This window comes from Sphingobium vermicomposti, from assembly GCF_011762025.1.
Classification (GTDB): domain Bacteria; phylum Pseudomonadota; class Alphaproteobacteria; order Sphingomonadales; family Sphingomonadaceae; genus Sphingobium; species Sphingobium vermicomposti.
On sequence record NZ_JAASQR010000004.1, the window covers coordinates 568,003 to 588,321 of the forward strand.

A 20,319-nucleotide genomic window follows, 5' to 3' on the forward strand; every position below is an offset into this window, starting at 1 on the left:
CTATTAGTGCATTTGACAAGGTGGATGCTCATGGACGCTCGCCTTCCCAGCGCTTGTCCGGTCAATCGCAGGCACGATGACCGCAAATCCGCCGCCGCGTCCATTGGCGGCGGCACGGTCGATCCCGACATCCGCACTCAGGATTTTGCCGAAGGGCGCGCCATCCTGCGCAGCGATCATGTGCGGCAGGCGGGCTTTCTGGCGGAGCAGGTGGGCAAGATCGGCAACGCGACCCGCCAGCCGATCCTGTTTCTGGAGGGCGACGCGCACCGGGTTCAGCGCAGCGCCACCGCGCGTTTTTTCACGCCGCGCATCGTGACAACGCACTACCGGGAACTGATGGTCAGGCTGAGCGATGGTCTGATTGCCCGTTTCCAGCAGGAAAAGCGCGCCCGCCTCGACAATCTTAGCCTTGAGCTGGCGGTGGCGGTCGCCAGCCAGATCGTGGGGTTGACCGACAGCGACCCGGATGGCCTGGCCAAACGGCTGGACGTGTTCTTCACTGGCGATTTCCATCGGCCCCGCAACAGGGTCGCCGCCTTCGCCCATTTCCTGCGGTCCCAATATCGCGTCCTGTCCTTTTACTATCGCGACGTGGCACCAGCCATCCGGTCGCGCAGGCGACAGCGGCAGGATGACGTCATCTCTCACCTGATCGATCAGGGATATAATGGTCGGGAGATACTGACCGAATGCCTTGTCTATGGCGCGGCGGGCATGGCGACGACGCGCGAATTCATCGTCATGGCCGCATGGCACCTGCTGGACCGGGAAGATTTGAAAGCCACGTTCCTTGCAGCGGACGAAAACGGGCAGGTCGCCCTGCTGGAAGAATTGCTGCGGCTGGAGCCGGTCGTGGGCTATATCTACCGTCGCATGCCCGACGATGCGTCCGCGCAGGCAGGGGCGGCGGTCGCGGTCGATGTGCGCGCGGCGAACACGGATCCGGCTGCGTTTGGCGAACGGCCCTGCGAAGTGGTGCCGGGGCGGCAAGTCAGTGCCAAATATGGCAGAGCCGGGCTTTCGTTCGGCGATGGCGAGCATCGCTGTCCAGGGGCGCAGGTTGCGCTTCAGGAAAGCTGCCTGTTCCTGGACCGGCTGATGCGGGTGCCCGGCCTGAAACTGGCGCGCGCTCCTTCCCTCACTTGGAACCCGCTGGTCACCGGCTATGAATTGCGCGACGCGGTCATCATCTGCGACTGACGCAGGCCGACCGGTCAGGACACCGCCGCGCTGGTGTCCGCCATTTTCGCGCCCCTGCTGCCCATCGGCTTTGCCGGCCCGGTCGTCGTGTCCTGAGCGGTTTGCCGTTCCAGTTCGGCGTTGACCAGACCGCCGATAAGCACCGCATAAGCGGACACATAGAGCCACATCAGCAGCACGACAACCGCGCCCAGCGATCCATAGGTTGCGTCATAATCCCCGAAGCGGGATGCATAAAAGCCAAAGCCCAGCGTCGCCGCGAGCCACAAAAAGGTAGCGAGCATCGATCCGATATTGAGCCATTGCCACCGCGCGTCCGACCGATCCGGCGCAAAGCGGTACATGCCCCCGATCGCGGTGCTGCACAGGGTGGCGGCGACTATCCAGGTAAGCGCCTGGATCGCAGCGGTGGCGATCCACCCCCATCCGCCCACCATGACCCCGGCCAGGCTGAGCATCGATGCGGCCAGAATGCCCATGATGCCGACCATCACGGCGGCCATTACCAGGCCGGCGGACAACAGCGTCGACCGCAATAGCGACCGGCGATCCTCTTCTTCATAAATGATGTTGAGCGAACCGATCATCGCGCTGGACGCGCGCGACGCGCCATAAATGGAGATCAGGAGAGCGATCATCAGGCCCAGCCCCTTCTGGCCCGCCGCCGCCTGCGTCAATTGCGTCAACTGATCATAGATCAGCTGGGCGGCGTCAGCCGGGACCAGGTCGATGATGGTCCGCATATGCTGGGCGACCGTCGCGGGATCGGCGATCAGGCCGTAGCTCATCACCAAAGCGCCCAGAAGCGGGACGAAGGACAGAAAGGCGTAAAATGCTACGCCAGCTGACAGCAGGCTCAGATTATGGCGTCCGTTATTGACCCACACCCGTCCGATCACGGCTTTCCACGCGGGCCAGTGCAGCGACCAGGGCGACTGTGCATCGGCACCCCTTTCCCTTTGCGTGGACGACATATGGGTTGGGTTCATCCGTTCATCCTGTCGACATCATCCCGCGCTCTATCAGCCAAAGCGCCAGGGTTGCGGATGTTCCCGAAAATTTGCCGTATTTCGGCGGGCTTCGCTGCGCCCCGAACGCAGCAGTCGCCTCGCTCAAAAGCAGGCGAGCCTCAGAGCATGGGCGATAGAGTCGGGTCCCCGCCGGGACGACGCGGGTGCGCCGCCCCGTCCTGCACAGCCTTTCGCAGTCGTGATATCCCGCCTGACGCGCTTAACGAGGCAGGTCGCTGACGCCCATCAGTTGCAGGTCGACCGCGCGAGCGCATTGTCGGCCTTCGCGAATAGCCCATACGACCAGCGACTGCCCACGACGCATGTCGCCACATGCGAATACGCCCGACTGGCTGGTCGCATAGTCGATGATGTTGGCCTTCACATTGCCCCGCGCGTCGAGGTCGGCGCCCGACTGCTCGACCATGCCAGCCTTGCGGGGACCGACAAAGCCCATCGCCAGCAGAACGAGGTCGGCCTTCAGCTGGAATTCGCTGCCTGCGATTTCCTGCATCTTGCCGTCGACCCATTCGACGCGCACGCATTCCAGCGCCTCGATCTGCCCGTTCTTGCCGATCGCACGCTTGGTGGTGACGGCCCAGTCGCGGTCGCAGCCTTCCAGATGCGACGAAGATGTGCGCAGCTTTAGCGGCCAATGCGGCCAGCTGAGCGACTTTTCCTCCACCACCGGTGGCTTGGGCATGATTTCCAGCTGGGTGACCGAAGCAGCGCCCTGACGATTGGATGTGCCGACGCAGTCCGATCCCGTATCGCCGCCGCCGATGACGACGACATGCTTGCCCTGGGCCGACAATGTGCCGCGCGGGGCGGCGCGCAGTTCATCGTCGCCCGCGTTGCGCTTGTTCTGCTGGGTAAGGAACTCCATCGCCAGCCGCACGCCAGCCAATTCGCTGCCCGGAATATCCAGGGTGCGCGGATGTTCCGCGCCACCGGCCAGAACCACCGCGTCATAATTGCTGCGCAGCGCATCCATCGAAATGGTGACGCCAACCTCGGTCGACGTACGGAACTCGACCCCCTCCGCTTCCATCTGCTGGGCGCGGCGGTTGATGAGGTGCTTTTCCATTTTGAAGTCGGGAATGCCATAGCGCAGCAGGCCGCCGACCCGGTCGTTCTTTTCAAACACGGTGACGGCATGGCCCGCGCGCGCAAGCTGTTGCGCGCAGGCAAGTCCGGCGGGGCCAGACCCAACGACAGCGACGCGCTTGCCGGTCTTGCGCGCTGGCAGTTGCGGCTCGATCCATCCGTCGCGCCAGCCACGGTCGACGATCTCGCATTCGATCGACTTGATCGTGACCGGCGTGTCGATGATGTTGAGCGTACAGCTCGCCTCGCACGGCGCGGGGCAGACGCGGCCAGTGAATTCAGGGAAGTTGTTGGTGCTGTGCAGCGTTTCCAGGGCCGTTTTCCAATCGTCTTCATAGACGAGATGGTTCCAGTCCGGGATGATGTTGTTCACCGGGCAGCCATTGTGGCAAAAGGGGATGCCGCAGGCCATGCAGCGCGCTGCCTGATCGCGTATCTCTTCTTTCGACAGAGGTACGACGAACTCATTCCAGTGCTTCAGGCGCTCTTCGGGCGCGGTGTAGCTGCGATCCTTGCGCTCGACCTCGAGGAAACCGGTGGGCTTGCCCAAACTCTTTCTCCAAACTTCTCTATTCTTGCATCTAAAGGGGGATTTCCCCCGATCCCCTGGCGCCTATTCGGCGGCCACGGGGGCTACAGCAAGTCGTTCCTGTTCAAGGCTGTGCAAAGCCCGGCGATAATCCTTGGGCATCACTCGCACGAAGTTCGCCAAAGTGCCCTGCCAATCGGCCAGAAGTGCCTCGGCGCGTTCCGATCCGGTGTAGAGCTTGTGCCGTTCCAGCAGGATGCGGAGACGATCGGCGTCATGACGCAGCATGTCCCCCATGCCCCAGTCATTCACGTCGACGCCGCGCTGCAGCGGGCGGCCCAGGCCGTCATCGTCCAAAGCCGTCGTCGGCATCGGATCGACATCGACCATGGCCGCATTGACCTTGGAACGGAAGCTGCCATCCGGGTCATAGACATAGGCGATACCGCCGGACATGCCCGCCGCGAAGTTGCGCCCTGTCGGACCCAGCACAACCACCACGCCGCCGGTCATATATTCGCAGCCATGATCGCCCACGCCCTCGACAACGGCGATTGCGCCCGAATTGCGGACGGCAAACCGCTCGCCGCCAACGCCCCGGAAAAAGGCTTCGCCCGAAATGGCACCATAAAGCACGGTGTTGCCGACGATGATATTGTCGGTGGGAACGCGCTTTGAAGCCTCCGGCGGACGGACGATGATGCGACCGCCCGACAGGCCCTTGCCGACATAGTCGTTGGCGTCGCCCGTCAGGTCGACGGTCACGCCGTGCGCCAGGAAGGCACCGAAGCTCTGGCCAGCAACGCCCTGGAACTTCACCACGATGCTGTTGTCGGGCAGGCCCGCATGGCCGTGACGCCGCGCGACCTCGCCAGACAGCATGGCACCGACGGTGCGATTGACGTTGCGGATCGGACGTTCGATGTGCACCGGCCCGCGATTTTCCAGCGCATCGGCGGACGCCTTGATCAGTTCCTGATCGAGTGCGGCGTCCAGACCATGGTCCTGGCCTTCAATATTGCGCAGGACCAGCCCCTTGTCCGGTTCGACCTGGTGAAGCAGGCGGGACAGGTCCACGCCCTTCGCCTTCCATTGGTCAACAGCCTTGCGCATGTCGAGCTTGTCGACCCGGCCTACCATCTCGTCGATCGTGCGGAAGCCAAGCTGGGCCATGATCTGGCGCAGCTCTTCCGCGACGAAGAAGAAATAGTTGATCACATGCTCAGGCTGGCCGGTGAAACGCTTGCGCAGCACCGGGTCCTGCGTAGCGACGCCGACCGGACAGGTGTTGAGGTGGCACTTGCGCATCATGATGCAACCCGCCGCGATCAGCGGAGCGGTGGCAAATCCGAACTCGTCAGCGCCAAGCAACGCGCCGATGGCGACGTCGCGACCGGTGCGAAGGCCACCATCGACCTGAACGGCGATGCGGGTGCGCAGGCCATTGAGAAGCAGCGTCTGCTGCGTCTCGGCAAGCCCGATCTCCCACGGGCTGCCCGCGTGGGTGAGCGAGGTCAGCGGGGACGCGCCGGTGCCGCCCTCATAGCCCGAAATGGTGACATGGTCCGCGCGCGCTTTCGACACGCCCGCCGCGACAGTGCCAACACCCACTTCCGACACCAGCTTCACCGAGATGCGCGCACCCGGATTGACGTTCTTCAGGTCGTGGATCAGCTGGGCCAGATCCTCGATCGAATAGATGTCGTGATGGGGTGGCGGTGAAATAAGACCGACGCCGGGGGTGGAATGGCGGGTCTTGCCGATGGTCTTGTCGACCTTGTCACCCGGCAGCTGACCGCCCTCACCCGGCTTCGCGCCCTGCGCCATCTTGATCTGCACATCATCGGCATTGACCAGATATTCAGCCGTCACGCCAAAGCGACCCGACGCCACCTGCTTGATCGCCGAGCGCATGGAATCGCCGTTCGGCAGCGGCTTGAAGCGGATCGGGTCCTCGCCACCCTCGCCGGTGTTCGACTTGCCGCCGATCCGGTTCATGGCCATCGCCAAAGTGGTGTGCGCTTCCCAGCTGATCGAGCCATAGCTCATCGCGCCAGTAGCGAAGCGCTTGACGATTTCAGCCGCCGGTTCGACTTCGTCCAACGGCACCGGCGTGTCGGCGAACTTGAAGTCCATCAGCCCGCGAATGGTCAGCAGACGCTCATTCTGCTCGTTGATGGAGGCGGCGAACGCCTCATATTCCTTGGGATTATTGCCCCGCACCGCATGCTGGAGTGACGCGACGCTCTGCGGCGTCCAGGCATGTTCCTCGCCGCGCACACGATAGGCATAGGCACCGCCCACATCCAGCATGTTGCGGTAGATCGGATTGTCGCCATAGGCTTCGCGGTGACGATTGACCGTCTCTTCCGCAATCCCGGCAAGGCCGATGCCTTCGATCGTGGTCGCGGTGCCAGTGAAATAGCGTTCCAGAAAGGCCGAATTCAGGCCGACCGCGTCAAAGATCTGCGCGCCGCAATAGCTTTGATAGGTCGAAATGCCCATCTTGGACATGACCTTCAATATGCCCTTGCCGACCGCCTTGATGTAGTTCTTCTGAACTTCATAGGCAGACAGCGGCAGGTTCTGCTTCACGCGGATCTGCTCAAGCGTCTCGAAGGCGAGATAGGGGTTGACCGCTTCCGCGCCATAGCCCGCCAGCACGCAGAAATGATGGACTTCGCGCGCTTCGCCGGTTTCGACCACAAGGCCGGTCTGCATGCGCAGGCCCTGGCGGATGAGGTGATGGTGAACCGCTGCCGTCGCCAGCGCGGCGGGAATGCCGATGCGCTCCGCCGACACGCTGCGGTCGGACAGGATCAGGATGTTCTGATCGGCCAGAACCGCTTCGGTCGCCTCATTACAGATGCGATTGAGCGCGCCTTCCAGGCCATCGGCCCCCTCTGTCGCGGGCCAGCTGATATCGATGGTCTGCGTGCGGAACGCCCCGTCCATCGAGTCATGGACACCGCGAATCTTGGCAAGGTCAGCGTCGGTCAGCACCGGCTGCGACGTTTCCAGCCGCTTGTGCGTGCCCGCATGATGACCGAGCAGGTTCGGGCGCGGGCCAATCATCGACACCAGGCTCATCACCAATTCCTCACGGATCGGGTCGATCGGCGGATTGGTGACCTGGGCAAAGTTCTGCTTGAAATAGTCGTACAGCAGGCGCGACTTCTGGGACAGCACGGCGATCGGCGTATCGACGCCCATTGAACCGATCGGGTCCTCGGCATTGCGCGCCATCGGCTCCAGGAACTTCAGCACATCTTCCTGGGTATAGCCGAACGCCTGTTGGCGATCGAGGAAGGCAGCCGCATCATTCCCGCGCGGGGGCAACAGCTCCTCGCCGACAGAGGCAGGCAGGTCCTCAAGCTTATACTGCGTTTCCTTCAGCCATTCTTCATAGGGATGAGCCTCGGCGAGTTGCGCCTTGATTTCCTCATCCTCGATGATGCGGCCCTGCTCCAGGTCGATGAGCAGCATCTTGCCTGGCTGGAGACGCCACTTGCGGACGATATTCTCTTCCTTGAAGGGCAGCACGCCGCTTTCCGACGCCAGCACGATATGGTCATCGTCCGTGACGATGAAGCGCGCCGGGCGCAGACCGTTGCGGTCAAGGGTCGCGCCGATCTGGCGGCCATCGGTAAAGGCAATGGCGGCGGGGCCGTCCCACGGCTCCATCAACGCGGCGAAATATTCGTAAAATGCCTTGCGCTTGGGGTCCATCAGCGGATTGCCGGCCCAGGCTTCGGGGATCAGCATCATCACCGCATGCGCCAGCGGATAGCCGCCCGCAACCAGCAGCTCCAGCGCATTGTCGAGGCAGGCCGTATCGGACTGGCCATGCGGGATCAGCGGCCACATCTTGTCGAGGTCTGCGCCCAGCAGCGGCGATTCAAGCGTGCGGCGGCGCGCATTCATCCAGTTCACATTGCCGCGCACCGTGTTGATTTCACCATTGTGGGCGATGAAGCGATAGGGGTGCGCCAGCTTCCACGACGGGAAAGTGTTGGTCGAGAAGCGCTGGTGAACGAGCGCCAGCGCCGATTGGGTCAGCGGATTGCGCAGGTCATCAAAGAAACTGCCGACCTGATCGCACAACAACAGCCCCTTGTAGACGACGGTGCGCGTGGAGAAGGACGGCACGTAGAAGTCGGCCAGCGCCTCCAGCCCATGCTTCTGGGAAAGCTCCTTCAGCGGATTCTGGGTCTGCTTGCGGATGGCGAGCAGCTTGCGCTCAAACGCATCCTGGTCCTTCATATTGGCCCCGCGGCCAACGAAACACTGCCGGATCGTCGGCATCTCGTTAAGAACGGTCTGGCCAAGGCCGTCGAGGGTCACCGGCACGTCGCGCCAGCCGAGCAGGACCTGGCCTTCCTTCACGATGAAGCGCTCAAGCTGCTGAACGGCGGCGGCCTGCGCCTGCTCGTCGCGCGGCAGGAAACACATGGCGACGCCATAGTCGCCAGGCTGCGGCAGATCGATGCCAGCGCCTGTTGCCCAGTCGCGATACAGCGAATCGGGAATCTGGATCAGGATGCCCGCGCCATCGCCCACCAGCGGGTCCGCGCCCACAGCTCCACGATGGTCGATATTACGCAGAATTTCCAAACCGCGACGGACTATATCGTGGGTTTTCAGTCCCTTTATGTTGGCGATGAAGCCGACGCCACAAGCATCATGCTCATTGCCAGGATCGTATAAACCTTGTTTGTCCGGGTATGCCATTAACGTTCCGTTCTGCGCGATCTTTGGAGAGCGCCCTTACACTCCGACTGGACAGCAGGGAATAGCCGTAGTGCAGGATGGAACATGGAATTCCGGCTCGCACTCGAAATTTACGCCGCGTCCGGCAGAGTCATGTACATTCCGTACATGGGTCGGGTGCACACAGATCATGCCCGACCGCAAGGAAAGCGCCGATGTCTTCTGTATAAGAAAACGGGTGCTGAACGGTCAATCGCCTTCCACCAATCTTTGCGATGAGTGACGATGCGGCCCAAATGGCGAAGGCGCATCGGGTCGGTTGCGCGCAATGCGCGAGCGCTCAGCGCTACCCCTTCCATGCGCTCCATGGTAAAGGTGTAGACCATCGGCGCGACGAACCGAGTCACTGGGAGAGGCAAGATGACGCTCTCAATCGGCAGCAAGGCCCCTGACTTCACGGCTCAGACCACTCAGGGTGAAATCTCGTTTCATGAATGGCTGGGTGACAGCTGGGGCATATTGTTTTCACACCCCAAGGATTTCACGCCCGTCTGCACCACCGAACTGGGTTACCTGGCGCGACTGGCCCCGGAATTTTCGAGGCGCAACTGCAAGGTGATCGGCCTGTCGGTTGATCCCGTTGGCGATCATGACCGCTGGTTGCCCGACATCAAGGCCGCAACCGGCAGCGAAGTGACCTATCCCATTATCGGCGACAGCGATCTTAACGTCGCCCGCGCCTATGAAATGCTCCCTGCCGATGCCGGTGTGAGTTCAGAAGGTCGCACCGCCGTCGACAATCAGACAGTGCGGACCGTATATCTGATAGGCCCCGACAAGCTCATCAAGGCAATGCTGAGCTATCCAATGAGCAGCGGCCGTAACTTCGACGAAGTGCTGCGCCTTCTCGACAGTTGCCAGCTTACCGCCAAGCACAAGGTCGCCACGCCAGCCAATTGGAAATTGGGTGAGGACGTCATCATCGTGCCCTCCGTCTCGGACGAGGAAGCCAGGAGCCGCTTCCCCGAAGGCTGGAACAGTGTCACGCCCTATCTTCGCATAGTCCCTCAACCGCAGGATTAGGCGGATGTTCTTCGCGGCCTTCCAGGATGGCGAAGGATGCAAATCCTACATCGTCGCCAACGAAGAATGCTGCGCCGCGTCCATCATCGATCCGGCCCTGGACCTTGTCGATCGCTATCTGGGGGAGGTGAACCGACAGGGATTGCGCGTCCACTACATCATCGACACCCATACCCATGCCGATCACTTCTCCGGGGCGCGAGCGTTGCGCGAGGAGCTGCGCGCGCCAATCGTTATGCATCGCTTTTCGCCTGCACCCTATGTCGATCTTCATGTGGAGGATGGCCACTCCCTGCCCCTTGGCAGCATGCGGATGCAAATCCTCCACACACCCGGTCACACCCGGGATTCCATGTGCATCCATGTCGAGGACCGCGTCTTCACCGGCGATACGCTTTTGATTGGCGGAACGGGGCGCAGCGACCTGCCCAGCGGCGATCCGGTCCAGCTTTACGCAAGCCTGTTCCACAAGCTGCTCACGCTGCCAGACGAAACTCTGATCTTTCCGGCGCATGATTATAAAGGACGCGAGGGGTCAACAATCGGGCAGGAGCGGACAACGAACCCCCGCCTTGCCAGTGCAAATCAGGATGACTTCGTCAGGCTGATGAACAGTTTAAACCTGTCGGCTCCAACACACCTCACCGAAGCACTGCGCACCAACATGTCGGGCGGAAAGACGGTGCGGCAGTTGCTGCAGGAAGCAAGCGCCAAAGTCCCTTTCATGGCTATGGACGAACTGCTCCGTCGGCTCGAAATTGGTGCCAACGACTTCGTCATGCTCGACGTCCGGGAAAAGGACGCTTTTGCCATGGGTCATGTGCCTGGTGCTATACATCTGCCGCGTGGCCAACTGGAACTGCGCGTTAATGAGGCGCTGCCCGATCCCGGCGTGGAAATCCTGACCATTTGTGAATTGGGCAAGATTTCCACACTCGCCGCTGCAACCCTGCGTGAACTGGGCTTCGCCCGTGCAACTGCGCTTGACGGGGGCATGGCGGCGTGGCGAACCCATGGCCACCCGGTTCATCGGGATTGAAATCCAACCTCAGGCGAGTTCCACTGCCAGTGCCGTTGCTTCGCCGCCGCCGATGCAGAGGCTGGCGACGCCCCGCTTCAGCCCGCGATTTTCCAGTGCGGCGAGCAGCGTGGCAACGATGCGCGCGCCCGATGCGCCTATGGGATGGCCAAGCGCCGTCGCGCCGCCATTGACGTTCAGCTTTTCAGCCGGGATACCCAGATCGCGCGCGGCGATCATCGCCACCACGGCAAAGGCTTCGTTGACTTCGAACAGGTCGACATCCTCCACCGCCCAGCCTGCCTTCGCCAGCGCCTTGCGGATCGCAGGCACGGGCGCGGTCGTGAAATTGGCGGGTTCATGCGCATGGGCGGCGGTGGCGACGACCCGCGCGACAACGGGCAGGCCCAGCCGCTCAGCGACACTCGCGCGCGTCATCACCAGCGCAGCCGCGCCGTCCGAAATGGACGAGGCATTGGCCGCGGTGATCGTCCCGTCCTTCACGAAAGCGGGTTTGAGCGAAGGGATCTTGTCTGGCCGCGCCTTGCCCGGCTGTTCATCCGTGTCGATGACCGTGTCGCCACCACGCCCGGAAACAGTCACTGGCACAATCTCACGCGCAAAGGCCCCGCTGGCGATAGCTTCGTTGGCGCGCGCCAGCGACCGAATGGCATAATCATCCTGTTCGGCGCGCGTGAACTGATAATCGCGCACCGCTTGTTCAGCGAAGACGCCCATCGCCTTGCCCGGCTCATACGCATCCTCCAGCCCGTCCATCATCATCGTGTCGATGATGCGGTCATGGCCGATCCGTGCGCCGGAGCGATGTTTTGGCAAGGCATAGGGAGCGTTGGTCATGCTTTCCATCCCGCCTGCTATGACGATGTCGGCAGCGCCCGCGCTGAGCGCCTCATGCGCCATGATTGCAGCCTGCATGCCCGAACCGCACATCTTGTTGACGGTCGTCGCTTCGGTGTTGAGGCCAAGGCCAGCACCCACCGCCGCCTGACGGGCGGGTGCCTGGCCCAGCCCTGCGGGCAGCACGCATCCCATATAGATGCGATCCGCCGCATCGGTCGCGATCCCGGCGCGATCGACCGCCGCCTTCACCGCTGCCGCGCCCAGCTGCGTCGCCGTCAGCGGGGACAGCGCGCCCTGGAAAGCGCCCATCGGGGTGCGCGCATAGCTGGCGATGACAATGGGGTCGTCCTGCATCTTCATTCTCCTTTGGCCGGTGCGCGAAGCAGCGTTATGACCGGCGCGGAAACCAGTGAGCCCCATATAATGATGGGCGGGGCGGTTGTCAGTGCCTAGACCAGCCCGCCGATCAACCGATCATCATCAGGCTGGCATTGCCGCCCGCCGCCGCTGTGTTGACGGAGGTCGAAACTTCCTCCAGCAGCCAGTCCAGGCAATAGCCTGATCCTTCGGCATGAATAGGGATGATCGGTCCGTCGCGGGCTGCCAGATCCTGCGCCGTAGCAATGATCGCGGCGGCGTTCCCCTCTACCAGCGCGGCGGCATAGAGCGCGTCAGGGCGCGTGGGGAAGCGGGCCGCTATCGATGCAGGCAGGCGCGCGGGGTGCGCCATGCCTTCGATCACGCCGCGATTGCCGGTGGCCAGGACCGCCGCCATCTGCCGCAACAGTCCCTGCGCAGTCGAGGGACGCAGCAGGATCAGGCCGCGCGGATGCAGCGCATAGAGATTGCGTTCACCGACTGGCCCGGCAAGCGCCAGCTCGACGCCCAAAGCCGATGCGTCGCCCGCCTGCCGGGCGTAGGCGGCGGCTTCGCTTTCCCCCTCCCCCTCCAGCCAATCGGCAAAGGCATGCAACAAAGCCGGGGGCTTGTGGGGGCGTATGACGGTTGGCGCGACCTGGACCAGGCGATTGAGGTAGAGCGGTCCGCCCGCCTTTGGCCCGGTGCCCGACAGACCACAGCCACCAAATGGCTGAACGCCCACGACCGCACCGATTACATTGCGGTTCACATAGATGTTGCCCGCCTTCACGCGCGCAGTGACCCGGCCGGTGGTTCCGTCTAGCCGGGTGTGGAGGCCGAAGGTAAGGCCATATCCGGTCGCGTTGATCTGATCGACCAGCGCGTCCAGCCCTTCGCGCCGAAAGCGCAGAACATGCAGCACGGGGCCAAATATTTCATGGCTGAGATCAGCGATGGATTCGATTTCGATGATGGTCGGCGGAACGAAGGTCCCGTGCGCGGCGGCGGACGGCAGCGGGCATTGTTCGACATTACGGCCCGGCGCCTTCATGGCGTCGATATGCCGGTTGATCCCGTCCTGCGCTTCTGCGCTGATCACCGGGCCGATATCGACGTTCAGCGCGTCGGTGCGACCGATGCGCAGTTCCGCCAGCGCACCCTTCAGCATCGCGAGCGTGCGGTCGGCGACCTCTTCCTGCAAACACAGGATGCGCAGCGCGGAGCAGCGCTGGCCCGCGCTGTCGAAGGCGGAGGCGATGACATCCGCCACCACCTGTTCGGCAAGGGCGGAGGAATCGACGATCATCGCATTCTGGCCCCCGGTTTCGGCGATCAGGGGGATGGGATTGCCCGACGACGACAGGTGCGGCGCGAGCTGGCGCTGGATCAGGCGCGCGACCTCCGTCGATCCGGTGAAGATGACGGCGGCGGTTTCGGGCGCGCCCACCAGCGCCGCGCCGATGCTGCCATCACCAGGCAGCAGTTGCAGCGCGTCGTCGGGCACCCCTGCCTCATGCAGCAGGCGGACGGCCTGCGCAGCGATCAGCGGCGTTTCTTCGGCAGGCTTGGCGAGCACCGAGTTGCCCGCAGCCAGCGCGGCGGCGACCTGTCCGGTGAAGATGGCAAGCGGGAAATTCCACGGGCTGATGCAGGTGACGGGACCTAGGGCAAGCTGTGCCGGGCCAAAGGTGGCGCGGGCCTGCGCCGCATAATAGCGCAGGAAATCGATCGCCTCGCGCACTTCGGCAATGGCGTTGGGCAGCGACTTTCCGGCTTCGCGGACGATCAGGCCCAGCAGGACGGGCATGCGCGCCTGCATCGCATCGGCGGCGCGTTCCAGCATCGCGGCGCGTTGGGCGACGGGCGTGTCGGCCCAGCGGGACGCGGCGGCGCGAACGGCGGCGGCCCGCGCTTCGGGAGGCGTCGCATCGACGACATGCCCCACGACGTCGCGATGATCGGCGGGGTTCAGCACCGGGCGGGCGGCCCCTGCCCCACCGACCGGCGCAGCGGTCCAGGCCATCGTCACGCTGTGGCGGAGCGACTGCGTCAGGCTGGCCAGCACGCTTTCGTCGGCAAGGTCCAGCCCTTGCGAATTGCGGCGACCGGGAAACAGGTCGACAGGCAGCGCGATCAGGTCATGGCCGTGGCCGGGGCGATCCATGGCGCGCACGATATCGACCGGATCAGCCGCAAGCTGCTCCAGCGTCACCTGCGGGTCGGCGATGCGATGGACGAAACTGCTGTTCGCGCCATTTTCCAGCAAGCGGCGGACGAGATAGGCGAGCAGCGTTTCATGCGTGCCGACCGGGGCATAGATGCGGCAGGGGCGATTCAGCTTCGCGGGGCCGACCACCTGTTCATAGAGCGGCTCGCCCATGCCGTGCAGGCACTGAAACTCATAGTCGCCTGGTCGGAAATTCGGCCCGGCAAGGTGATAGATGGTGCTGAGCGTCTGGGCATTATGGGTCGCAAATTGCGGAAAGACGGCATCGGACGCGGCCAGCAGCCTGCGCGCGCAGGCGATATAGGCGACGTCAGTGTGCACCTTGCGCGTGTAGACGGGAAATCCGGCGAGGCCGTCGACTTGCGCCCGCTTGATTTCCGCGTCCCAATAGGCACCCTTCACCAGCCGGACCATGATGCGACGGCCCGAACGGCGGGCGAGGTCGATGATCCAGTCGATGACGAACGGACAGCGTTTGCCATAGGCCTGCACCACGAAGCCCAGACCGTCCCAGCCCGCCAGGTCCGGGTCCAGCGCCAGGCTTTCCAGCAGGTCGAGCGACAGTTTGAGCCGATCCGCTTCCTCCGCATCGATATTGAAGCCGATGCCATAGTTTTTCGACAGCAACGCCAATTGCTTCACCGCAGGCAGCAATTCGCCCATGACGCGATCCGCCTGGGCGCGGCTGTAACGCGGGTGGAGCGCGGACAGCTTTATCGAGATGCCGGGTCCCGCATAGACGCCATGCTCGCCCGACGCCCGCCCAATGGCGTGGATCGCCCTTTCATATTCGGCATGGTAACGGGCGGCGTCGGCGGCGGTCGTGGCCGCTTCGCCCAGCATGTCATAGCTGTAGGAAAATCCCTTCGCCTCCATCTCCTTCGCGCGGTTCAACGCTGCCTCGATCGTTTCGCCGGTGACGAACTGTTCGCCCATCATCCGCATGGCGAGATCGACGGCGCGGCGGATGACGGGTTCCCCCGCGCGGGCGATCAGGCGAGTCAGCGCCGCACCCAGTCCGGGGTCATCGACGCTCCCCACCAGCTTGCCAGTGACGACCAACCCCCAGGTCGCGGCGTTGACGAACAGCGACTTGCCGCCGCCCAGATGCGACGCCCATTGCCCATCGGCGATCTTGTCGCGGATCAGCGCGTCGCGCGTATCATCGTCAGGAATGCGCAGCAGCGCTTCGGCAATGCACATCAGCGCCACGCCTTCCTGGCTGGACAGCGCATATTCCTGGACCAGCGCTTCGACGCCACTGCCTTTGGGATGGGCGCGCAGAGCGATGACCAGGGCGCGCGCCGTCCCGGCGATGGCGGCGCGCATGTCGTCCGGCAGGGTGGCCGCTTCGATCAGGGGAGCGAGCGCGTCAGCTTCATCGCGGCGGCAGGCGGCGGTGATGGCCTGCCGCAAGGAACTGGTTGGGCGGATCGCAGGCGCGAAGGCCGCGAAGAGAGCAAGGTCCGTCATGTCGCGATCATGACAGGAAACATGGCCAACCCGTCCCTTATTCTAAAGCCTCGTCAAACGACGCAAGACCAAGCCGCGCAGCGTGCCAGCGCAGATGATCGTCCATGAAGGTCGCTATGAAATAATAGCTGTGGTCATAACCGTCCCGCAGGTTGAGCGTCAGGTCGATACCCGCCGCGTCACAGGCTTCGCGCAAAAGCTGGGGCCGCAATTCTTTTTCCAGAAAGCTGTCGCCGCTGCCTTGATCCACCAACATCGCCGGAACACGCGCGCCATCTTCGATCAGGGCCACCGCGTCATGCCGCCGCCATGCCGCACGGTCAGGGCCAAGATAGCCGGTCAGCGCCTTTTCACCCCAGGGCACCTGCGAAGGCGCGACGATCGGCGCGAATGCGGATACTGCCCGGAAACGCTCAGGATGACGCAGGGCGATGGTCAGCGCGCCATGGCCGCCCATCGAATGACCCATGATCGATTGCCGTGCCATGTCCGCCGGGAAATGCTGCGCGACGATGGCAGGCAATTCATCGGTCAGGTAGGTCCACATCCGATAATGTCTGTGGAAGGGTGCCTGCGTGGCATCGACATAAAAGCCTGCGCCCAGTCCGAAATCATAGGCTCCATCGGGGTCGTCCGGCACATCCGGCCCGCGCGGCGACGTATCGGGCGCAACGAAGATCAGGCCGAGTTCAGAGCATAAGCGGCGAAATTCGCCCTTTTCCGTCACATTGGCGTGGGTACAGGTCAGCCCGGAGAGATACCAGACGACCGGCAGCTTAGCCCCGGCTTCATGCGGCGGGACATAGACTGAAAAAGTCATGTCCGTGCCAGTCGCAGCCGACGCATGTTTATAGACGCCCTGGACGCCACCGAAGGACCGGTTGGCACTGACCTGTTCCAGTTCCGTCATTTCATCACCTTTTCTGACCCGACCATTGTGCACTTTTCAGAAGACCACGACGGATCGGATGCTTTCGCCCGCATGCATCAGGTCGAAACCCTTGTTGATGTCCTCCAGGCTAAGGACATGGGTAATCATCGGGTCGATTTCGATCTTGCCGCTCATATACCAGTCGACGATCCTGGGCACATCCGTGCGCCCCTTTGCACCACCAAAGGCGCTGCCCTGCCACACGCGGCCAGTGACCAGCTGGAAGGGACGGGTAGAGATTTCCTTGCCCGCTTCGGCGACGCCGATCACCGTGGAAACGCCCCAGCCGCGATGGCAGGCTTCCAGCGCCTGGCGCATGACTTGCGTGTTGCCGGTGCAATCGAACGTATAATCCGCCCCGCCATCGGTCAGGGCAACCAGGTCGGCCACCACTTCGTCCGTGCTCTTGCCCCTGGGATTGTAGAAATGGGTCATGCCGAACCGGCGGCCCCATTCGGCCTTGCCGTCATTCAGGTCGACGCCCACGATCATGTCCGCGCCCACCATCCTTGCGCCCTGGATGACATTAAGGCCGATGCCGCCAAGGCCAAAGACGATGACGTTGGAACCGGGCGTCACCTTCGCCGTCTTGACCACCGCGCCCACGCCAGTCGTGACCCCGCACCCGATATAGCAACTCTTGTCGAAAGGCGCGTCCTCCCTGATCTTCGCCACCGCGATTTCCGGCAGCACGGTGAAGTTCGAGAAGGTCGAGCAGCCCATATAATGGAAGATCGGCTGGCCCTTATAGGAAAAGCGGGTCGTCCCGTCAGGCATCAGCCCCTTGCCCTGGGTGGCGCGGATCGCGGTGCACAGGTTCGTCTTGCCCGAAAGGCAGCTTTTGCACTGGCGGCATTCGGGGGTGTAGAGCGGGATCACATGATCGCCCGGCTTTACCGACGTTACCCCGGCACCGACCTCCCGCACGACGCCCGCGCCTTCATGCCCCAGGATCGACGGAAAAATGCCCTCGCTGTCCAGCCCGTCGAGTGTGTACGCATCGGTATGGCATATGCCCGTCGCCATGATTTCGACCAGAACCTCGCCCGCTTTAGGCCCCTCCAGGTCCACTTCGACGATCTCCAAAGGCTTCTTCGCTTCAAAGGCAACGGCGGCGCGGGTCTTCATGGGGCGGTTCTCCTTGTGCCATCGGCTCTATCATCGGGCGGCGAACGTTCATATGTTCATCTGGCAAGATGTTGTCGCAGATGGGGGCCGGACACAAAGTCATCAATGGCCTGGCATTCGTGAACGGGTCCGCTTCGAAAATGACCGCTTGCAGCAGCGCGACGATGGTGCAAAGATACGGATACGTTCGATTACAAATGCCGATGGATGCCATGCGGTCGAAAATGCGAACGGGGAGCGAGGATTGATGAAGCTGTTCACACCGGGACATTTTGCGGGCGTCATGGCGCGGAACTGTGCCATCGCTTTGGCCGCATTGTCGATTCTATGCATCCCCTCACAGCCCAGCTGGGCCGCCGACTGGATCAGCGCGCCCGAAGCCGCCCAGGCCGATAGCAAACAGGCTGCCATTGCGCTCCAGTTCCGGCGCGACCTGACGCTGACCCGCGTTCCGCGCACGCTGCTGGTGCGCGTCAGCGCCGATCAGCGCTATGTGCTGTACGTCAATGGCGCGCGCGTGGCTGCGGGTCCATCGCGAGGCGACCTTAAGGCGTGGCGATATGCGCGCATCGATCTGGCCCCCTATCTGCGCAAGGGCGCAAACGTCATCGCCGCCCAGGTGTGGAGCGACGGGCGCGCCGCGCCGGCCGCGCAGATTTCTTCAAAGATCACCGGATTCTTCCTTGCCGCCGAAGATCAGGCTTTCGCGGCCATGGTGGACAGCGGCCCCGCATGGACCGTGCGCCAAGATATGTCGCGCAGCGTCGTTCTCGGACTGGTGCCCATGATCAAGCAGGTCGGGGCGATTTATTATGTGTCGGGCGGTCCGGAAACGATCGATGCCGCGACGCAGGCACCGGATTGGTCATCCCCCCGCTCCACCGCGCCCGGTTGGCAGGCCGCCATTCCGGCGCTGACCACGGGAACAGCGCCATGGCATATGGTCGCCGACGCGCTGCCGGCGCAACGTTATGCGCGTGTGCCTGGCGGCAAAGTGGTGCGGCAGACGGGCGTCGAGGCAGACGACTTTCCCCGCCGCCCGATCACCATCGCGCCCAATTCCGAAGCGTCGTTGCTGATCGATTATGGCCGGGTGCTGGCGGCCTATCCGGCTCTGCGGACGTCCGGGGGGAAGGGCGCGACGATTACCGCAACTTATACCGAAGCCCTGTATGATCCCGCGGGTAAGAATAAGGGGAACGGGCGGTCGTGGGGACGGTTTAGCGATCGGGCGAGGGTGGACGACGGGCTGGCGCTGGGCCTGACCGATACGTTCAAGACGGCGGGCGGCGATAGCGTGCTTGCGCCGTTCTGGTGGCGGGCGGGGCGCTTTGTCGAACTGCGGGTCAAGACGGGCGACCAGCCGCTGACGCTGCAGGGATTCGACGCCTATGAAACCGGCTATCCGTTCGAACAGCGGGGTCGTTTCGTCAGCGACGACAAGCAGTTGAACGAAATCTGGAACATCGGTTGGCGCACCGGCCTGTTCGACGCCCATGAAACCTACATGGACACGGCCTATTGGGAACAGCTGCAATATATTGGCGACACCCGGCTGCAGGCGCTGCTGTCCTATGATGTCAGCGGCGACCCGCGTCTGGCGGTTCAGGCGCTCGACGCCTTCAATTCGTCGCGGCAGGTTAGCGGCCTTCCCCAGGCATCGTGGCCGCAGGCGAACAACAATGTGATCCCGCCCTTTGCGCTGCTGTGGATCGGCATGCTGCACGATTATTGGATGCGGCAGCCCGACACCGCGCCCCTGACCCGCAACCTGGAAGGCGTCCGGTCGGTGCTGGACTGGTATGCGCCCTATGTGCGCGAAAACGGCATGGTGCGCCCGACGCCGGACTGGCCGTTCATAGACTGGCGACCGTCGCTGGATGGCCGCGCTGAAACGAACGGCAAAGGCCCGGACAGCTGCGTCGTCACCATGATATATTATGGCGCGCTGCGGCAGGCGGCCGATCTGGAAGGCGCGGTCGGCGACGCGCAGCGGCGCACCGCCGATCTGGCCCAGGCCGACAGGGTGCGCGCTGGCATCGACGGCCAGTGCTGGAGCGCGAGCCGTGGCCTTTACGCCGACACGCCGGGCAAGGACCGTTTCAGCCAGCACGCCAATGTCCTGGCCGTGCTGTATGACCTTGTCCCGCAAGCCGAGCAGGCGCGGGTGCTGGACCGGATCATGTCACCCGATGGTGGCATCGGTGCGCCCGAAGGGATCACCGGCACGACCTATTATTTTTCCTATTATCTGGCCGAAGCGATCAATCATGCCGGGTTGGGCGACCGTTATCTGGGCCTGTTGAACACATGGCGCAAATTGTTGAGCCAGAACTTCACCACCTGGCCCGAAGAGGATGACCCGACGCGGTCGGACAGTCACGCCTGGTCGGCGCATCCCACCAGCGGCCTGTTGACCTATGTCGCGGGCATCCAGACCGCAGCGCCCGGATTTTCCAAAGTGCGGGTCGCGCCACATCTAGGGCATTTGAAAAAGCTGGATGCGGCGATGGCTCACCCCGCCGGGCTGATCGAAACGCGCTATAGCCAGCGCGGCGGACGCCTGTCCGCGCGCGTGACGCTGCCCGCCGGGCTGACGGGTGAGTTCAGTTGGCAGGGGCAGACGCGCCAGTTGCGTCCGGGCGTGAACCGGATCGCGCTGCGCAGCGCGAAATAACG

At 63.3% G+C, this 20,319-nt stretch carries 11 protein-coding genes; 4 read left to right on the forward strand and 7 right to left on the reverse strand.

What is annotated here, in order from left to right; translation table 11 throughout:
* Positions 1-30 precede the first annotated feature (30 nt).
* Positions 31-1,203: a cytochrome P450 gene (locus FHS54_RS16045; RefSeq protein ID WP_243855807.1), complete on the forward strand. Its 1,173-nt coding sequence runs from the start codon at positions 31-33 to the stop codon at positions 1,201-1,203.
* 14 nt (positions 1,204-1,217) lie between these two features.
* Here the strand turns inward: FHS54_RS16045 and FHS54_RS16050 are convergent, their stop codons facing one another.
* The 3 genes from FHS54_RS16050 to gltB form a co-directional block, all read right to left on the reverse strand.
* Complete coding sequence (locus FHS54_RS16050) at positions 1,218-2,192, reverse strand: YihY/virulence factor BrkB family protein (protein ID WP_167305134.1); 975 nt, start codon at positions 2,190-2,192, stop codon at positions 1,218-1,220.
* Between the two features lie 241 nt (positions 2,193-2,433).
* Positions 2,434-3,870, reverse strand: a complete 1,437-nt coding sequence (locus FHS54_RS16055) for a glutamate synthase subunit beta (RefSeq protein WP_167305135.1) — start codon at positions 3,868-3,870, stop codon at positions 2,434-2,436.
* A gap of 63 nt (positions 3,871-3,933) precedes the next feature.
* Entirely contained in the window at positions 3,934-8,580 is a 4,647-nt protein-coding gene (gene gltB, locus FHS54_RS16060) for a glutamate synthase large subunit (protein WP_167305136.1), read from the reverse strand.
* A 399-nt stretch (positions 8,581-8,979) separates the two neighbouring features.
* Here gltB and FHS54_RS16065 point away from each other — a divergent pair, with 399 nt between their 5' ends.
* Positions 8,980-9,642: a peroxiredoxin gene (locus FHS54_RS16065; protein WP_167305137.1), complete on the forward strand. Its 663-nt coding sequence runs from the start codon at positions 8,980-8,982 to the stop codon at positions 9,640-9,642.
* Between the two features lie 4 nt (positions 9,643-9,646).
* Entirely contained in the window at positions 9,647-10,681 is a 1,035-nt protein-coding gene (locus FHS54_RS16070) for an MBL fold metallo-hydrolase (protein WP_167305138.1), read from the forward strand.
* Between the two features lie 9 nt (positions 10,682-10,690).
* On the opposite strand, the gene FHS54_RS16075 is transcribed toward FHS54_RS16070, so the two are convergent.
* The 4 genes from FHS54_RS16075 to FHS54_RS16090 form a co-directional block, all read right to left on the reverse strand.
* Positions 10,691-11,875, reverse strand: coding sequence for an acetyl-CoA C-acyltransferase (locus tag FHS54_RS16075; protein WP_167305139.1), 1,185 nt, complete (start codon positions 11,873-11,875; stop codon positions 10,691-10,693).
* A gap of 112 nt (positions 11,876-11,987) precedes the next feature.
* The gene (gene putA, locus FHS54_RS16080; protein ID WP_167305140.1) at positions 11,988-15,581 is read right to left on the reverse strand and encodes a trifunctional transcriptional regulator/proline dehydrogenase/L-glutamate gamma-semialdehyde dehydrogenase; all 3,594 of its coding nucleotides are present in this window, start codon (positions 15,579-15,581) and stop codon (positions 11,988-11,990) included.
* Between the two features lie 37 nt (positions 15,582-15,618).
* Positions 15,619-16,482 carry an S-formylglutathione hydrolase gene (gene fghA, locus FHS54_RS16085; RefSeq protein ID WP_167305213.1) on the reverse strand — a complete coding sequence of 288 codons (864 nt, stop codon included), beginning with the start codon at positions 16,480-16,482 and terminating at the stop codon, positions 15,619-15,621.
* A gap of 45 nt (positions 16,483-16,527) precedes the next feature.
* A complete protein-coding gene (locus FHS54_RS16090; protein WP_167304671.1) occupies positions 16,528-17,640 on the reverse strand; it encodes an S-(hydroxymethyl)glutathione dehydrogenase/class III alcohol dehydrogenase in 1,113 nt (370 codons plus the stop codon).
* Positions 17,641-17,887: 247 nt separating this feature from the next.
* Here FHS54_RS16090 and FHS54_RS16095 point away from each other — a divergent pair, with 247 nt between their 5' ends.
* Positions 17,888-20,317 (forward strand): alpha-L-rhamnosidase-related protein, encoded by a 2,430-nt coding sequence (locus tag FHS54_RS16095; RefSeq protein WP_167305141.1) that lies wholly within the window; start codon positions 17,888-17,890, stop codon positions 20,315-20,317.
* Positions 20,318-20,319 lie beyond the last annotated feature (2 nt).